A 17022-nucleotide genomic window follows, 5' to 3' on the forward strand; every position below is an offset into this window, starting at 1 on the left:
TATCTCATGGACACACCGGAACAACCGCGCATCGTTCGCGGACGTCGAATCCTCACCTCCGCTGCGGAATCCGCCGACGCGATCGCGACGATCGGTGACCGCATCGTCGCGCTCGGCGACACCAACGATCTGCTCCGACAATTCCCCACCGCCTGGATCGACGACCGGGGAGACGCCGTGATCTCACCCGGATTTCACGACGCACACCTGCACCTCGCGATGGCCGCCGACAACGAACTGAAGCTCGACGTGTCACCCTCGCAGGCATCCACGCTCACGCAGCTACTCGACAAAGTCGGTGCCGCGGCCAAGGGCGATCCTGCACAGGGCTGGGTTCGCGCGGTGGGCTACGACGACGCAAAGATGCCCGAAGGTCGCGTTCTGACCCGCTGGGACCTGGACACCGTCACCGGGAACGTTCCCACGATCGTCCTCCATGTCGCCTGTCATTGGGGAGTGGTCAACTCCGCAGCACTCGCCGCGGGGGGCATCACCGACAACTCGGAACCGCCCAGCGGAGGTGACTTCGGACGAGACGGAACTGGTCGGCTCAACGGCATTCTCTATGAGCGCGCTCTCACCGATTTCGCCTACGCCCAGGGCGATGTGGACGGGAGGACGGTCGTACCCGAGTTGGGACTCGACGAACGGATAACAGCGCTGGGGAACGTGATTCGGCGCTGGCACGCAGCAGGCTTGACTTCGGTCTGCGACGCCTTTGCCGGGCCCGCCGATATTCGTCTGTTCGAGGCGGCTCGCGAGCAGGGCCTGCTGACGATGCGTGTCGGATTCCTTCTCGCCGCCGAGCACTACGACTCAGTACACCGGCTCGGCCTACGCTCGGGTTTCGGCGACGACCACCTGCGCTTTGTCGGGGTGAAGGCGCTCGTCGACGGCGCTGTCGGCGGGCGAACCCTCCTGCTGGAAGAACCGGACCACGACACCGGGCATCACGGCATCCAGGTGCTCACCCGTGAGGAGCTCGCGGAGGTGGTCCAGAAGGTGCACGGTGACGGCAACCGAGTCTGCGTCCACGCCAACGGTGACCGCGCCATCCGGCTCGTCCTCGACGAATTCGAAACCGCGCAAAAGAAAATGCCGCGACCCGGACTGCGGCACCGCATCGAACATTGCAGTGTGGTGGACGAGGACATCTTGCGACGCATGCACGAGCTTTCCGCGATCGCGGTCCCCTTCGGCAACTACGTCCATCAGCATGGCGGCCATCTCATCGACTGGTACGGCGAGGAACGGGTAGAGCGGATGTTTGCACACCGGGCGTTCCTCGATGCCGGAGTCACCGTGGCGGGGTCCTCCGACTTCCCCTGTGGGGCAGTCGAACCCCTCCTGGCGATGCAGAGCATGGTCACTCGAACCGGGTGGGACGGTGCCCTCGTCGGGGCATCGCAACGAGTCTCGCCGGCCGAGGCCCTCGCGATCTACACGGCAGGATCAGCGGTTGCCACCGGCGAGGAAGACCGCAAGGGCACACTCGCCGCGGGCCGGCTCGCCGACTTCGTGGTGCTGGACGAGGATCCGCTGGATGTGCCGCACGACCAGATCTCGAAAATCGGCGTCCAATCGACGTTTGTCGGGGGAGTGGAGGTGTACGCGCGAGACTGAGACGGCGGTGGCCACTACCGGTCGTGGTCGGCTTCGAGTCGACATCGTTCGACGAGTATCACAGCGCACAGGAGGAGATAGGCGCCGGGAACGATGAGGATGGCGGTGGTCAGGGCGACGATGATGGCCAGGAATTCCATGGCTGCTCCACAGGTAGGTGCTCGGCGAGGGAGGGGCCGGGATCGTCGGCGATACCGAATGACGTGCGTGTCTCACGGTAGATGCCCGCGGTGGGGATTTGGGTAACCACCACGTGAACATGGTCGGGATCGGTCACATAAAGACGTTCCGTCGGGCACAGTGGGACCGACGACCCCCGACAGGAGGACTCGATTTGCTGGTCTTCGGCGAGCCATACGAGGCGAGTAACGGCACCGTGATTGTCACCGTTTCACGTAAAGGGTGGGGCTCACGGCCCGAGCGTCCGGTCGGCATCTACTCCGTCAGCGCCGAAAATACCGCGTGGATCCCGGCCGTCGACACCAGCCTGCACGCGTTGATCGGGGTATGCACAGGATTCGCGGCGGCGGTGATCGGCACCATCGCGGTGCTGCGGCGACCGCCGTGGCCGGAGATGACTGAGCGCGTCATGACCGCGATCGCGGAAGCGCGGATTGCGGAAAGCCGACAGCGGTAGGGCTTCCAGCCTGCCTGCCTCACTGTTGGATCAGACGCCTTCGTGATGCCTGATCGCTGTACGGCAACGTCCGTCGGCTGATCGGTGGCGCGTGCCCTATCTGCTGGCGGCAGGTACGGCCCGTCGCTCGAGGGGTGCCTCGGGTGAGGTGTTCCGAGGCCGCCCTTCCGTCGAGGCGCTCGGGTAGTGAGGGCGCACGCCGGGCCGAGACCGGGCAAGGAAGCTTCGGGGCGCGCGACGTCGATACGCCTTCGATCCGGGTTGAAGCGACCTGGGGGTCGCACTGCTGAGAAACGCGAGAATTCCAGAACCGTGGGACTAGCGAACGTACGTACGCCTAACGTAGTGTTGGAGGCCACAGCAACACCTGGTACGGCTAAGGAGAACGATGTTTACTCTCGTCGACGCTATTCGTCGCAACGAGCGGTTGGTGCCTCAACGTGAAGCGATCTTCGACGGTACGCGCCGGCTCACCCATGGAGAACTCGCGGACCGGGCGTGGCGGATCGCCGGCGGCCTGCGGGCGCGGGGTGTCGAGCCCGGTGACACCGTCGGCGTGCTGGCGGGCAACACTGCCTTCAGCATCGAAACCTTCCTGGGAATCGTTGCTGCCGGCGCCGCCTTTGTCCCATACAACTGGCGATGGGCGACGGAGGAGCTGGCCCATGGCATCAACGAGACCGGCGCCCGTGTCGTACTCGTCGGCGATGGCTTCGACGCCGCCATCGCGGAGGTCCTGGCCGGTGACGGCCTCGAAGCGCCGGTCGCCGTGGTGCACGAGGGGGACGAGTTCGATCACCTGCTGCGGTCGGAACCGATCAAGGATGTGCCGGTTCAGGCATCGGATGCTGCCTGCATCCTGTTCACCGGCGGCACCACCGGTTTCTCCAAGGGGGTCGTGCTCTCGCACTCGGCGATCCTGACCAACGCAGTCAACGAAATCGCCGACTGCCGGATCGGTGGCCGCCCGAACGATCGCGGCCTCGTCGTCACCCCGCTCTTCCACTCTGCCGCACTGTTGTGCTGGTTCCTGCCCCATTACGTCACGGGGAACAGTTCGGTCCTCGTCCACAAATTCGTGGAAGAGGAGATCGCGGACCTCGTCGCCCGCGAGTCGATCACCAACATGTTTCTCGTGCCCAACATGATCCGGCGCATGCTCAAGTCGGGCACGTTCGACACCGACGGGTTCCGCAACAATTTCAAGGCCCTCCACACCGGTGCCGGGTTGCTGCGCATGCCGGACAAGCTGGCAGTGTCGGCACTGATCCCGGATGTCGACCTGTTTTTCCGCTACGGCCTCACTGAAGCCGGGCCGATGGTCACCCGTTTGCTCCCACAGGACATGCTCCGGCCGGAGATAGACGGCTCGATCGGCACCGAATACCTCCTCACCGAGGTCGAGTTGCGTGATCTTTACGACGGTGCCCCGACCGCGGTGGGGGAGATCGGAGAGATCTGCGTCCGCGGCCCCAATCTGATGACCGGATACTTCGGTCGACCGGAGGCCACCAAGGAGGTACTCGACAACGGGTGGCTGCGTACCGGTGACCTGGCGGTTCGCGACGAGAATGGCTACCTGTACTTCCGCGACCGGGCCAAGGACATGATCAAGACCGGCGGCGAGAACGTGTACAGCTCGGAGATCGAGCAGTTGCTCCACACGCACCCGGCTGTCATGGAAGCCGCCGTCCTCGGCGTGCCGAGTGAAGAGTGGGACGAGGAGGTGCGCGCTGTGATCGCCGTTCGGCCGGGTCAGACCGTCACGGAGACGGAGATCGCCACGTTCCTGCGCAAGCACTTGGCTGGATACAAGGTTCCGAAGATGATCGCGCTCGTGGGCCCGAACGCCCTGCCGATGAATCCCAGCGGCAAGATTGTCAAAACCAACATCCGGGCGACGATGGGCTGGTGACAACCGTGCCGACAATCAGCGAGAATAGCGATCGACTAACGTACGATTGTTCCTGAGACCGCTTGCCGGCCCTTCGGGGACCGTCCAATTTACCTCGGAGGGGGCACAGTGACGCGAGCAACTCGGGTGACACGCGGCGGCGCGCGCACCAACGTCGCTATACGGGAGGCCGCGGCCAGCCTGTTCTACGAGCACGGCTACGAGGCCACGTCGCTGCGCACCGTTGCGAGCGAGGTCGGCATCCAGGTCGGCAGCCTCTACAACCACATCAGCGGCAAAGAAGAGTTGCTGACCGACATCATGGTGTCGGTCATGGACGAACTCCTCGAAGCCGTGAACAATGCGCTCGTCAGCGTCGACGGGAGTGCGCTGGACCGGTTCAAGGCGGCGGTCGACTGCCACATCCGTTATCACGCGGAGCATGCGCGAGAGACGTTCATCGGCAATACCGAGCTCCGGGCCCTGAGCGACGGAGACTTGGAGTTGGTCCTCGCCAAGCGTGCCGAGTACGAGCGCCTGCTGCAGAAACTCATCAAGGATGTGGCCAAGGAAACCGGCGCCGACATCCTCGATGCCAAATTGCAGACATACTCGATACTGGCTCAGGGTGCGCACGTGTCGTCCTGGTACAAACCCGGCGGCCCGAAGTCCCTCGACAAGGTCGTCAACACCTACATCAAGATGGCGCTGCGCCAGCTCGGCGTCGAGAACGCCGGCTGACCCGACCGTATATCCGTTCAGCCCGCGCCCGGGGCACCAGCCCGGGGCGGCGCGGGCTGACAACTTTGGTGACACACACCCAACGAATGCCCCGGAGCGGTGCCTGGTTGCGGGCGTCTCCGATCGATGACTACGGCCGCGTACTCACGTGGGATCGCTGCGCTGTCAGTCCCGTTGTCTCGGTATTGCTTTCGTGGGGAATGCTTCCCGGTCTGTGTTGATCTCTTGGTGGTGCTCGTCTGCCGCAATGGCGCATGCAGCGGGCCCTCGTCCTCACTCTGCGCACATGGTTGACATTTGCTGTCGCTCACATCACACTCTAATTAAACAAACGCACGTACGTTTGTTGGTTGCTCCGCCGGCATCGGCAGGGTCGTACATCGAGAGATTGGAAACTCAATGAGCCGCTTGGAGGGCAAGGTCGCCCTGATTACCGGGGCCGCACGCGGCCAGGGCCGTTCACACGCACTGGGGCTGGCCAAAGAGGGCGCTGACATCATCGCCATCGACATCGCCGACCAGATCGGCAGTGTGCCGTACCCGATGGCGTCGCTCGACGACCTGAAGGAAACGGCGCGACTGGTCGAGGAGCTGGGCCGCCGGGTGGTCATCGCGCAGGCCGACGTGCGCAACCTGAAGCAGATGGAGGCTGCGGTCGCCGACGGCCTCGCCGAGTTCGGCCGTATCGACATCGTCTGCGCCAACGCAGGCATCATCTCGGCCAATAAGGTCCTGGACCTGACCGAAGAGCAGTGGAACGACATGATCGACACCAACCTGACCGGTGTCTTCCACACCGTCAAGGCCGCGGTGCCGAACATGGTCGAGCGGGGCGAAGGTGGCTCGGTCATCTTTACCGGATCGACGTCAAGCTTGAACGGTTACCCGAACGTCGGCCACTACGTCACCGCCAAGCACGGCATTGTCGGACTGATGCACACCCTCGCGAACGAGCTGGGCCCCAAGGGGATCCGTGTCAATGCGGTCCATCCGACGAACGTCAACACCAAGCTCTTGCAGAACGAGACCTTCTACGGACTCTTCCGTCCGGACCTCGCGCACCCGACGCTCGAGGACTCCCGCGACGCGTTCGCCACGATGCACTCGCTCCCGAACATCCCGTGGGTCGAACCCATCGACATCACCAACGCCGTGCTCTTCCTGGCCTCGGACGAGTCGCGGTACATCACCGGAATCAACCTGCCCATCGACGCCGGCGCAAGTCAGAAGGTGGGCGGCTAGAAGCCGTCGGATTCCGTGGCCGGTTCAGTTCCGGCCGCGGGACCATCCCCGCTGCCCCTTCACCCGAGATGTTTCCGTCGCGGGTGACGGGGCAGCGGGCTTTGCGCTGCGTGTTTTCTCGCCTGTGCTCAGTGAGGGCGGCTCATACGCGCACCACGGCCGGGCCTGACGCTGACAAAGTGCGCAGTGGAACAGAATGCAACTGGTGCAGGTGATTCGTCGGACTTGGTCGGAATCACGCATGTCCTCGACGGGTGACTGCGCTTTTTCCCTGCTGGCCGCCACCTGTTCGAGGAACGTTCCTGCGGACTCGCCGGGTTCGATGACTCTCGGTGCGTCGTAGCGGGTGGCCGTGATTGTTCTACCTCATGACGTGCTCGGGTCCGGCCGGGTACGAGGGGCCGGTGGCGCGATGCACTCCCGGGGCCGGGATGCGAGGCGGGTACGTCTGGTCTGGCGGACGCGCTTGGTGCGAATGATCAGGCCCTGCGGGATAGGTCGCATTCGGAGTCGAACGTCGACTTGATCCGACGGGAGGAACCCGGATCCCGGGCCCTCGTCGTGAGGGCCCGGGATCCGGGTGCTGAAAGCGAATGGCGAGGATGCGCGGCGTCAGAGCGCCATTCCACCATCCACCGGAAGAACGACGCCGGTCGTCCAGTCGTCCTCGAGTGCGAACCGTGCGATCCACCGGGCGGTGTCGACGGGATCGCCGACCCGGCGCAGTGGAATCGCCTCAGCCCGCTCGCGGAGTAGCGTCGACTCTTGCTCCGCGCTCATCCCGGCGGTCCGGTAGATCGCGGTCGGCGTCGGTCCGGGCGCGACGGAATTGACCCGAACCCCCTCAGGCCCCAACTCGAGGGCCCAGCACCGGGTCAGGTGCGCGACCGCCGCCTTCGACGCCGCGTAGTGAGCGTTACTGGCGGTCGGTTTGAGGGCAACCGAGCTGGCCACGTTCACGATGGACCCCCGGGTGCTCTTGAGCGCCGGGAGCAACGCCTGCGTGACCACCGTCGTCCCGAGTACGTTCACCTCGAACAGCGCACGCACCGACGCGGCACTGACGTCGGCTAGCGGACCGACCAAAAACGCGCCTGCGCAGTTGATCACGAAGTCAATGCGGCCCCAGTGCTTCAACGCCGCCGACGCTGCGGACGAGACCACCGCCGCATCGGTGACATCGACGGTACGGGCAGCGACATCCTCCCGCCCGGCAAGATCTGCCAGCGCCTCGTCGCTCCGATCCCACGCGTCGACGCGGGCGCCGTGGTCGACCAGCACGTCGAGACAGGCCCGACCGATCCCGGTGCCCGCACCGGTGACGACACCGGTGAGACCTTCCCGCCGCGGTGCGAGCACCGGCGCGCTCATACCGGGGTGACGCCGTTGCGACGGGCGGGCGCGGTGCGGTCCCGCTTGCGGTAGAGCGCCAGACGCTGGGTGAGCTCGTTCCGCAGCTCGTTCGCAGGCACGACCGCTTCGACGGCGTTCTCGTTCGCGATCTTGAACACGTCGATCCCGGCGGCGTACTCGGCCTGCTTCTCGGCGATGAACGCGGCCCGCTCCTCCGGATCCTCGATGGCCTGGATGCGGTTGTAGTGGATGCCGTTCACGGCAGCGTCCGGGCCCATCAGGGCGGGCTTGGCCGTCGGCAGCGCGATCAGGGCGTCCGGCTGCATCGGGGCACCGGACATTGCGAGGTACCCGCCACCGTATGCCTTGCGCAGCAGCACCGTAATGCGGGGCACGCGGGCCTCGGAAACGGCGAAGATCATCTTCGCGCCGTGCCGGATGATGCCCTGCCGCTCGACCTCGGAGCCGATCATGTAGCCGGCGATGTCGACCAGGAACAAGATCGGGATGTTGTAGGCGTTGCAGATCCAGATGAACCGGGCCGCCTTGTCGGAGGAGTCGGGGAAGATCACCCCGCCCTTCACGGTGGGCTGGTTGGCGACGATGCCGACGCTCTGCCCGTTCAGACGCGCGAATCCCGTGACCAGTTCCGGGGCGAACAAATCCTTGTACGGGAAGAAGCTGGCGTCGTCGACGAGGGAGTCGATCAGCTCGTGAATGTCGAAGATCTCGGATTCGACCTCGGGGACGATCTCCTTGATGGTCCGGGCACCGGAGGGGTCCGCCGGCGTGGTGATCGGCGGCTCCTGCTGCCAGTTCGACGGCAGAAACGACAGCCACACACGCACGGCGGCAATAGCTTCGGCGTCGTCCTCGACGAGGACGTCGGACAGGCCGGAGACGGTCGAGTGCATCTCCGCGCCACCCATTTCCTCGAGGGTGACGTCTTCACCTGTCACCATCTGCGCCAGGCGCGGCGAACCGAGGTACGCGGTGGCGTGACCGCGGACCATGATCGTCAGATCGCACAATGCGGGTACGTAGGCCGAGCCGGCGGGGGAGGGCCCGAAGAGGGCACAGACCTGGGGGACGCGGCCGGAGATCTGGACCTGGTTGTAGAAGATGTTGCCCCAGGCGCGGCGGCCGACGAAGCTCTCGAACTGTTCGTCGATGCGGGCGCCGGCGGAGTCGAACAGGTACACGATCGGGGTGCCGGTGGAGTCGGCGAGTTCCTGAGCGCGGACGATCTTCTCGAAGGTGCGCTTGCCCCAGGTGCCGGCCTTGACGGTGTAGTCGTTGGCGATGACGACGACATCGCGGCCGTCGACCTTGCCGACCGCGGTGACGACGGCGTCGCCGGGCAGACCTTCGTCGTAGCGGGCGAGCAGGCCGTCCTCGAAGGACCAGCTGTTGTCGAACAGGAGTTCCAGCCGGTCACGCACGAGCATCTTGCCTGCATCGATCTGCTTCTGGCGTTGCTTCTCCGAGCCACCGAGGCGAGCCTTGGTCAGCCGCGTCTCGAGCTCTTCATGCGGGCCTACCGGGGCCGCTGTGGTCTTCTCGTCGAGAGTGTCAGTCATGATCTTTCCAAACTGTTTCGGAGGTAGTGGATTACGAATCGTCGGTGCGGGGCGCTACTTGTAGCTGAACAGCAGGGAGGCGCCGCCGTCGATCACGGTGGTGGTGCCGTTGACCCCGCGTGAGGTGCGGCCCGCGAGGAAACCGATGACCGCGGCGACGTCGTCGGGGTCGAGGATGCGTCCGGTCGGTGTCTTGGCCGCCATCCGCTCCGCCGCGGGGCGGTCGAGCATCGGGGTGACCATCGCGCCGGGGGCGACGGCGTTCACGGTGACCGCGGTGCCCCAGAAGTCGAACATCAGGGAGCTGGTCAGGTTGATCAGTGCGGCCTTGGAGGCGGCGTAGGCGGGGTACTCGTAGCCGCGGGTGCCGGCGAAGGAGGCGCAGTTGATCACTCGCCCGTACTCGGCGGCCTTCAGATCGACCGCGAAGGCCTGGGTGAGCAGGAACGGGGCGGTGACGTTGACGTCCATAACCTGCCGCCAGGAGCCGGCGGTGGTGTCGGCGAGATGGGTGCGGCGCAGGATGCCGGCGATGTTGACCAGATGGGACACGTGGCCGAGGTCCGCGTGCACCGTGTCGACCAGCGAACTGGCCGCCGATTCGGAGGTGACGTCCACGCCGTAGGCGGTGCTGGTGACCCCGTTGTTGCCCAGTTCGGTGGCGGTGCGCTTGGCCGCGACTTCGTCGATGTCGACGCAGGCCACCGCCAGGCCGAGTTCGCCGAGCACCGTGGCGGTGACCGCTCCGAGTCCGCCTCCGGCGCCGGTGACGACGGCGACCGGCGGCCCTGCGGGTGTGGTCATCTCACTCACCTGCCGCCACGACGGAGGCCAGGGACGCTCCGGCCGCGACGACCTGCCCGACCTCGACGTGCAAGGACTCGACGACACCGGTCACAGCGGCGCGGATAGGGTTCTGCATCTTCATCGCCTCGAGGACCATCAGCACCTGCCCTGCCTCGACCTGGGCGCCGACCTCTACGTCGATCTGCGCGACTGTGCCCTGCATCGGGCTCTTGGCCTCACCGCTCGCCGCGGCGCCGCCGCCCCGCTTCTTCCGTGGTCCGCCGGTCGCGGCGCGGCGCGCCTGCGGCTCGGCGACGGGCGGGGCAGCGGCCGGACCGGTGGGGGTGAAGAACGGGATGACGTAGCGGCGATCACCGACCCACACCTCGTTGCGGGGCAGCATCTCCTCGGTGTCCTCGGCATCGGTGTCGGACAGGTCCTCGACCGGCGGCAGCAACGAGGCGAAGTCGATATCGCGCTCGAGCCAGTTGGTGTGCATCGCGACGTTGCGGAAGTCCTTGTGCGCAATGATCTGTCGTGCGGCAGGGACGGTGGTGGGCACGCCGTCGATGATCAGCTCGTCGAGGGCGAGGGTCAGCCGGTCCAGGGCGCGGTCCCGGGTCGGTGCCCACACGATGAGCTTGCCCACCAGGCTGTCGTAGTACGGCTGGACCTCGTCGCCGGATTCGTAGCCGCCGTCCCAGCGGACGCCGGCCCGCGTCGGTGCCTGCACGGTGGCGATCGGGCCGGGGCTGGGCATGAACAGGGCGCCGCGGGTGTCCTCGGCGTTGACGCGGACCTCGATCGCGTGCCCTCGCGGGACGGCGCCGGACTCGGTGATCGACAGCGGCTCCCCGGCGGCGACGGCGAGTTGCTCGGCGACCAGATCCAGGCCCAGGGTCATCTCGGTGACCGGGTGCTCGACCTGGATGCGGGTGTTCATCTCCAGGAAGTAGAAGGCCTCCCGGTCGGCCTCGACGAGGAACTCGACGGTCCCGGCGCCGACGTAACCGACCTGCTGGGCCAGGCGGACCGACGCCTCGCCCATGGCGCGGCGCAGCCCATCCGACAGGCCGGGGGCGGGTGCTTCCTCGATCAGCTTCTGGTGCCGGCGCTGCACCGAGCAGTCGCGGTCGCCGATCCACACCGCACTACCGTGGGTGTCGGCGAAGACCTGGACCTCGACGTGGCGAGCGCTGGACAGGTACCGCTCGAGGTAGACATCGTCGCGACCGAACGCGGCAGCGGATTCCTGCTTGGCCGAGGCGAACGCGGATTCGGCGTCCGCGGCCGAGGCGACCATGCGCATGCCGCGGCCGCCACCGCCGTAGGTGGCCTTGATCGCCACCGGGTAGCCGTGCTCGTCACCGAACGCGATCACGTCCGCCACGGAGGCGATGGTGCCCTGCGAGCCGGGGACCTGCGGGACGTCGGCCTTCGCGGCGAGATCGCGGGCGGCGATCTTCGATCCCATCACCTCGATCGCCGACGAGGGGGGCCCGATGAAGATCAATCCCGCGTCTTCCACGGCCTTGGCGAACGCTGCGTTCTCGGCCAGGAAGCCGTAGCCGGGGTGCACGGCCTGCGCACCGGTGCTCTTGGCGGCCTCGATGATCTTGTCGATCGCCAGGTACGACTCCGACGCGGAGGCCGCGCCGAGCAGGACCGCCTCGTCGGCCAGCCGCACATGCAGTGCCTTCTCGTCCGCCTCCGAGTACACGGCGACGCTGGCTACACCGGCCTCTGCACATGTGCGAATGATGCGGACCGCGATTTCGCCGCGGTTGGCGACGAGGACCTTGGACAACATGCCCGGACTCCTTGGGGTTTCGAAATACCTGTGCGATGGACGCCCCGGTGTGGGGTCGCCTTCGTAAGACCATGTCGCTTAGACAAACAATCGTACGTTCGCTTACGGTACCGTCAGATGTGGTAACGGTCAACGATGGTCCCCCGCCGCATCCGTGAGGTGGGGTCGACAACAGAGAGGGCGCGGACAGTGATTGCCTCTGCCGAAGAACTCGAGTCCCTGGTCGACGCTCTGCGAGTGACCCCCGCGGGGGTGAACCGGTTCGATGGACCGACCTCGGTGCGCAAACTTCCCCGGCTCTTCGGCGGACAGGTTCTCGCCCAGGCCGTGATGGCGGCCGGTGCGACCGTGCCCGCCGACCGGTATCCGCATTCGCTGCATACTTTGTTCCTGCGGGGTGGGGACCCTGGTGCGCCCGTCGCCTATCGGGTGGCGGTCCTGCGAGACGGCCGCTCCTACAGCGCTCGCGCCGTCACCGCCACCCAGGGCGATGATGTGCTGGCGACACTGCAGCTCTCGTTCGCCACCGAGCAGGACGGCCCTGAACACGAATGGTCCCCGCCCCTGACCGAGACTGCACCGGACGAACTGTTGCCGCTGCACGAGCAACTCGAGGGCGAGAGTTCGGTGCTGCCGGAGTGGTGGTCGAGGCCCCACCCCTTCGATTTCCGCTTCCTCGAACATCCTGAGGCGCTGGCCGCGGCCGGCACCCGGAATCCCGAGCAGAGGTTCTGGGTGCGCGCGGCCACCCGGGTCCCGGACGAGCCGCTGCTGCACACTGCCCTGTTGGCGTATGTCAGCGACCTGACCCTGCTCGACCCGGCGCTGATGCCGCACGGGCGCTCCTGGTACGGCAACCGGGTGATCGCCGGTGCCAGCATCGACCACGCGATGTGGTTTCACCGCCGGTTCTCGATGAACGACTGGATGCTGTGTCGGCAGGTCAGCCCGATCGCCACCGGTGGCCGATGCCTGTGCACCTGCGACTTCACCACCGAGGCGGGTGCGCGTATCGCGTCGGCCTCCCAGGAGGGCGTTCTGCGCGAACCCTGATCTCGACGGCACCGTTCAGGCCGGCACGATCTCCGACTCGGAGGCGAGAAACCAGGTGATGTCCCCGATGAATTCTTCCTCGTGCTCGCGGACGGCGTCCGCTTCCGGCGAGGCGAACGCCTGGGCCACCGCGGCGACGGACGGGAACCACAGCTCCGCCATCCCGTCGTACGCCCATTCCGTGCGATGCTCGATCGCCGGATTCTGCACGTAGCGCTCGAGCTCCGGGAGCTTCCATACGTACTGGGGATGCTCGACGTTCCAGTACCGGAGGAACTCGTCGCGAGAGAGCTCGGATTTTGACGTGATCAGCGCAACGATCTTGACGGACATGCATTTCTCCTTCAGTCGGGGTCGGCGACGGTAGAAATTCGGCGACCAATCGGGAATGCACGGCGGCGTTCGGCCGGAGATGACAGCTTCCGGTCGAACGCCGCCGTGAGGGGATCAGTGGGCGAGGGTCTTCGTCTTGTCCAGACCAGCCCCGGTCAGGGCTCGCACTTGAAGTTCGTCGAAGGCGGCGTCATTTGCGGGCTCGCGACTGAGGTAGCTGCCCACGATGCACCCGAGGAATCCGGCGGGCACCGACAGCAGGATCGGGAATGCCAGCGGGAAGGGCGCTGTGGTCGACAGTGAATCCGACAGCAGCGGAGCCAGACTCGGCCAGACGAGGGGACCTGTCAGAATCAGCGCCAACGCCGTCAGCAGACCCGACAGCGCCCCGACTACGGCACCGAGGGTGCGCATCCGCCGCCAGAGCAACGTCATGATCAGGACGGGGAAGTTCGCGCTGGCCGCGGTGGAGGTCGCCAGCGTGGCCAGGAAGGTTACGTTCTGGGTGCCGCCGATGGCCAGGGTGACACCGACGGTGACGATCACCAACGCCACCGCCGCGATCCGGCCGACCGTCATCTCCTCGGTTTCGGGACGATGGAACGTCTTGGCCCACAGGTCGTGGGCGATCGTGCTCGACGCGCTGAGCACCAAGCCGGCCGATACCGCCAGCAGCGTGGCGATCGACACCGCCACCACCAGCGCCAGCAGCAGGTCGGACGCGAAGCCGTCCCCACCGCCGAGCCAGACGGTCAAGGCAGGCAGGGCGAGATTGCCGCCCTTGCCGGCGATTTCCTCCCCGCCGGCGCCGAGGGCGGCGCGCGCGGAAATGCCGAGGAACGCGATGAGGACGTTGAATCCGCCGATCAGGCTGATCGCCCAGATCGCGGACTTGCGTGCCTCGATGGCGTCGGGGACGGTGAAGAACCGCATCAGCACATGGGGCAGGCCCACCGCGGACAACGTCACGGCCACTGCCATGGAGATGATGTTCCAGGGTCCCTTGAAGGAGTTGCCGGTGGCCAGATAGTGGTCGCCGAATTTACTCTGCGAGACCGCCTGTTCGATGATGTTGAGCGGGTTGGGATCGATCCGGATGAGAACCAGGATCACCAGCAGCGCGACGACGCTCATCAGGGCCACGGCCTTGATGATTTGCAGCCACGTCGTCGCGAGCATGCCGCCGAAGAGCACATAGGTCAGCATCAGGACCGCGGCGATCACCACACCCCAGGAGAAGTCGATCCCGGCGAGTGCCTCCATCAGCACGCCGCCGGCGACCATCTGGGCGAGCAGATAGAAGACGCAGATGAACAACGTCGAGATCGCCGAGACGATGCGGACCGGACCGGACCGGAGTCGGGTGGCGAGCGCGTCGGCGAACGTGAAACGCCCCAGATTGCGCAGCTTTTCGGCGATCAGGAACATCACCATCAGGAAGATCCCGCACGCGAAGATCGCGTAGACGATGCCGTCCATGCCGTAGAGGTAGGCCAGTCCGGCGTAACCCAGCAGGGAGGCCGAGGACAGGAAGTCGCCGGCGATGGCGGTGCCGTTCTTGCGTCCGGTCATGCCGCCGCCGGCCGTCCAGAACTCCGCGGACGTCTTCGTGCGGCGCGAGGCGAAGTAGGTCGCCACGAAGGTGGTCGCCAGCAGCAGAATCGTGACGACGACGGCGGTGGTGTTGAATCCGTCAGACATTGCCCGCGACCTCTCGCTCTCGGGTGGCGGGCACGCTCAGCACGGCCGCGGCCAGGATGTCCCAGTGGCGTGCGCGCCGCACGTACCAGGCGCCGAGGCTCATCACCGTCGCGACGTACGCCAGGGACAGGATCAGCCCGACGCTCAGACCCGGGACGGGACGTTTCGCGATGATCTCCGGGGCGAAGGCGGCGAAGCCGACGAGCGCGCAGAATGCCACCGCGAAAACGCTCCAGGCAACGGTGAAGAAACTTCGGCGGTCACGTCGCAGGCGGAGCATCGACGGATCCGACCAGAGCCGACTCCAGTCGACAGCGGTCTCGGTGGGAGGCATGGTCACCCTTTCTCGTGATGGTCGGTGCCGTCTTTCGCGGGTGAAACGCGAGTTCACGACGAGTGATGGCGGGCCGGTTGCGTTGTGGGACCGTGCGGCGTGCACGCCCTCTGTAATGGGCATCACACACGCTATACGAACGGATGTTTGTTTGTCTAGGCGGAAGGAGTGGCTGCCTGAGCCCTTGGAAAAACGTTCGTTCGTTTGTATCGTGGGATGGGTGACCAGGTCACAGCGCGACGGCCGCACCTTTGCGCCCCGAAGGCCGCGGTCACCCCGAGTCGGAGGAGTCTCATGATCGGAAGCGGCACCCTGCCGGACACCACGGAGCAAGCGGATCTGCGCGAGATGGTGCGCGAGATCATCGAACGATTTGCACCCCCGCAGCGGGTCAGGGAACTCGACGACGCCAACGCGTTCGACCTCGAGCTGTACCGGGCGCTCGGGGAAGCCGGGCTGATCGGACTCGACGCCCAGGCCGACGGCACGACCGGCGCCGACCCCCGACATCAGATCATCGTCCTCGAAGAGCTCGCCGCCGGCCCGACTTCGATGGCGGTGTGCCTGGTCGTGCAGTACATGGGCGTCGGACTGCTCACCGAGTACGGCAGCGACCAGCAGCGCAGCAGCGTCCTGGCCCCGCTTCTCGACGGCAGCGAGCGGGTGGCCTTCGCACTGACCGAACCCGACGGCGGCACCGACGTCGCCCGCGTCATGCGTACCCGGGCGAAGCAGTCCGACGGCGGCCGGTGGGTACTCAACGGCGCCAAAACCTGGATCTCGGGTCCGCAGCACGCGAGGAATCTCATCGTCCTGGCCCGGACCTCGACGCCCGAGTCCTCTCCGATCGATGGCATCACCATGTTCGTGGTCCCGACCGACACTCCCGGCATCACCGTGCGGGAACTCGATACCTTCGCCATCCACAGCCTGGACACCTGCGAGGTCACCTTCGACAACGTCGAAATCGATGCTTCCGCCGTACTCGGGCACGTCGACCAGGGGTTCCGGCAGGTGCTGGGCACCCTCAACGGGGAACGACTCAACGCCGCCGCCGCCGCACTGGGGATCGCGCGGGGTGCGCTGGAAGCCGCCGTCGACTACGGCCGCCAGCGTCAGGTGTTCGGGCGTCCGGTCGGCAGCTTCCAGGCCGGCCAGCACCGGCTCGTCGACGGCGCCATCGCGATCGAGTCGGCCCGGGCCCTGATGCTCCAGGCCGCCGAGGCCACCGCCACCGGGAAACGCGCCGACATTCTCAGCGCCATGGCCAAGGTCGCCGCCTCCGATGCGGCGGTCGCCGTCACCGACGCCGGCATGCGTCTGATGGGCGGATCCGGGTTCAGCAAGGAGTACCCGATGGAACGGTTGTTCCGCGACGCCCGCCTCTACACCTTCGCCCCACTGACCAACGAGATGCTCCGCAACCACATCGGTGAGAAGTACCTGGGATTGCCGCGGTCGTTCTGACTCGCGGACCCGCACAACACAACACAGAAAGAAACACCATCATGCCCGCGATCACCCCCTTCGCCGACGAACTCAACGCACTTCCGCCGCTGGCCTCGCGCTACGTAGACGTCGACGCCCTGCCCTGGCGCCCCTCCGGGTACGAGGGCATCGATATCAAGGTGCTGCTCAAGGATGAGGAGAGCGGTCTGCTCACCGCCCTGTTCCGCTGGCAGCCCGGATCGATCCTGCCGCTGCACGAGCACGTCCGGATCGAGCAGACCTGGGTGCTCGAAGGCAGCATCGTCGACGAGGAAGGCGAGACCACCGTCGGGAACTTCTCGTGGCGACCGCAGGGCAACCAGCACCGCGCCTCGGCGCCGAACGGGGCCCTGGTGCTGTGTTTCTTCCTGACACCCAACAAGTTCCTCGAGGGGCCGAACGCCGGCGCCACGCTGGAATAGCCACACCACCCGAGCTGAGGAGTTC

General features: G+C 66.2%; 16 protein-coding genes. 8 read left to right on the forward strand and 8 right to left on the reverse strand.

Features of this window, described 5'->3' with window-relative positions; genetic code table 11:
• The first annotated feature begins 6 nt into the window (after positions 1–6).
• Positions 7–1623, forward strand: a complete 1617-nt coding sequence (locus tag OYT95_RS23825; RefSeq protein WP_128641095.1) for an amidohydrolase — start codon at positions 7–9, stop codon at positions 1621–1623.
• A gap of 14 nt (positions 1624–1637) precedes the next feature.
• On the opposite strand, the gene OYT95_RS23830 is transcribed toward OYT95_RS23825, so the two are convergent.
• Positions 1638–1763 (reverse strand): hypothetical protein, encoded by a 126-nt coding sequence (locus OYT95_RS23830; RefSeq protein ID WP_255221630.1) that lies wholly within the window; start codon positions 1761–1763, stop codon positions 1638–1640.
• Positions 1764–1957: 194 nt separating this feature from the next.
• Between OYT95_RS23830 and OYT95_RS23835 the strand changes: the two genes are divergently transcribed.
• The 4 genes from OYT95_RS23835 (at position 1958) to OYT95_RS23850 (ending at position 6137) form a co-directional block, all read left to right on the forward strand.
• A complete protein-coding gene (locus OYT95_RS23835; RefSeq protein WP_037237111.1) occupies positions 1958–2260 on the forward strand; it encodes a hypothetical protein in 303 nt (100 codons plus the stop codon).
• A gap of 388 nt (positions 2261–2648) precedes the next feature.
• The gene (locus tag OYT95_RS23840) at positions 2649–4175 is read left to right on the forward strand and encodes a class I adenylate-forming enzyme family protein (RefSeq protein ID WP_268789275.1); all 1527 of its coding nucleotides are present in this window, start codon (positions 2649–2651) and stop codon (positions 4173–4175) included.
• A 108-nt stretch (positions 4176–4283) separates the two neighbouring features.
• Positions 4284–4895 carry a TetR/AcrR family transcriptional regulator gene (locus OYT95_RS23845; protein ID WP_255221632.1) on the forward strand — a complete coding sequence of 204 codons (612 nt, stop codon included), beginning with the start codon at positions 4284–4286 and terminating at the stop codon, positions 4893–4895.
• Positions 4896–5294: 399 nt separating this feature from the next.
• Positions 5295–6137, forward strand: a complete 843-nt coding sequence (locus OYT95_RS23850; RefSeq protein ID WP_005250628.1) for a mycofactocin-coupled SDR family oxidoreductase — start codon at positions 5295–5297, stop codon at positions 6135–6137.
• A gap of 612 nt (positions 6138–6749) precedes the next feature.
• On the opposite strand, the gene OYT95_RS23855 is transcribed toward OYT95_RS23850, so the two are convergent.
• Genes OYT95_RS23855 through OYT95_RS23870 form a run of 4 tightly spaced genes read right to left on the reverse strand, consistent with a single transcriptional unit; the run spans position 6750 to position 11666 of the window.
• Positions 6750–7508: an SDR family NAD(P)-dependent oxidoreductase gene (locus tag OYT95_RS23855; RefSeq protein WP_268789276.1), complete on the reverse strand. Its 759-nt coding sequence runs from the start codon at positions 7506–7508 to the stop codon at positions 6750–6752.
• Positions 7505–9070, reverse strand: a complete 1566-nt coding sequence (locus tag OYT95_RS23860; RefSeq protein ID WP_037237121.1) for an acyl-CoA carboxylase subunit beta — start codon at positions 9068–9070, stop codon at positions 7505–7507. The genes OYT95_RS23855 and OYT95_RS23860 overlap by 4 nt, the downstream gene beginning before the upstream one ends.
• Before the next feature lie 54 nt (positions 9071–9124).
• On the reverse strand, positions 9125–9874 hold the full coding sequence (locus tag OYT95_RS23865; protein WP_037237123.1) for an SDR family NAD(P)-dependent oxidoreductase: 750 nt from the start codon (positions 9872–9874) through the stop codon (positions 9125–9127).
• 1 nt (position 9875) lies between these two features.
• Complete coding sequence (locus OYT95_RS23870) at positions 9876–11666, reverse strand: acetyl/propionyl/methylcrotonyl-CoA carboxylase subunit alpha (RefSeq protein ID WP_037237126.1); 1791 nt, start codon at positions 11664–11666, stop codon at positions 9876–9878.
• A gap of 189 nt (positions 11667–11855) precedes the next feature.
• On the opposite strand from OYT95_RS23870, the gene OYT95_RS23875 reads away from it, so the two are divergent.
• Positions 11856–12719 (forward strand): acyl-CoA thioesterase, encoded by an 864-nt coding sequence (locus OYT95_RS23875; RefSeq protein ID WP_037237132.1) that lies wholly within the window; start codon positions 11856–11858, stop codon positions 12717–12719.
• Between the two features lie 15 nt (positions 12720–12734).
• Here the strand turns inward: OYT95_RS23875 and OYT95_RS23880 are convergent, their stop codons facing one another.
• From OYT95_RS23880 to OYT95_RS23890, 3 genes are all read right to left on the reverse strand, one after another.
• Positions 12735–13052, reverse strand: a complete 318-nt coding sequence (locus OYT95_RS23880; RefSeq protein ID WP_037237139.1) for an EthD family reductase — start codon at positions 13050–13052, stop codon at positions 12735–12737.
• A 114-nt stretch (positions 13053–13166) separates the two neighbouring features.
• Complete coding sequence (locus OYT95_RS23885; protein WP_037237141.1) at positions 13167–14753, reverse strand: solute symporter family protein; 1587 nt, start codon at positions 14751–14753, stop codon at positions 13167–13169.
• Entirely contained in the window at positions 14746–15087 is a 342-nt protein-coding gene (locus OYT95_RS23890; protein ID WP_268789277.1) for a DUF485 domain-containing protein, read from the reverse strand. Before OYT95_RS23890 ends, OYT95_RS23885 begins: the two co-directional genes overlap by 8 nt.
• Before the next feature lie 294 nt (positions 15088–15381).
• Between OYT95_RS23890 and OYT95_RS23895 the strand changes: the two genes are divergently transcribed.
• Entirely contained in the window at positions 15382–16554 is a 1173-nt protein-coding gene (locus tag OYT95_RS23895; RefSeq protein WP_268789278.1) for an acyl-CoA dehydrogenase family protein, read from the forward strand.
• A 41-nt stretch (positions 16555–16595) separates the two neighbouring features.
• Complete coding sequence (locus OYT95_RS23900) at positions 16596–16997, forward strand: cupin domain-containing protein (protein WP_268789279.1); 402 nt, start codon at positions 16596–16598, stop codon at positions 16995–16997.
• The last annotated feature ends 25 nt before the right edge of the window (positions 16998–17022 follow it).

This window comes from Rhodococcus sp. JS3073 (assembly GCF_026810085.1).
In the GTDB taxonomy this organism is placed as follows: domain Bacteria; phylum Actinomycetota; class Actinomycetes; order Mycobacteriales; family Mycobacteriaceae; genus Rhodococcus_F; species Rhodococcus_F wratislaviensis.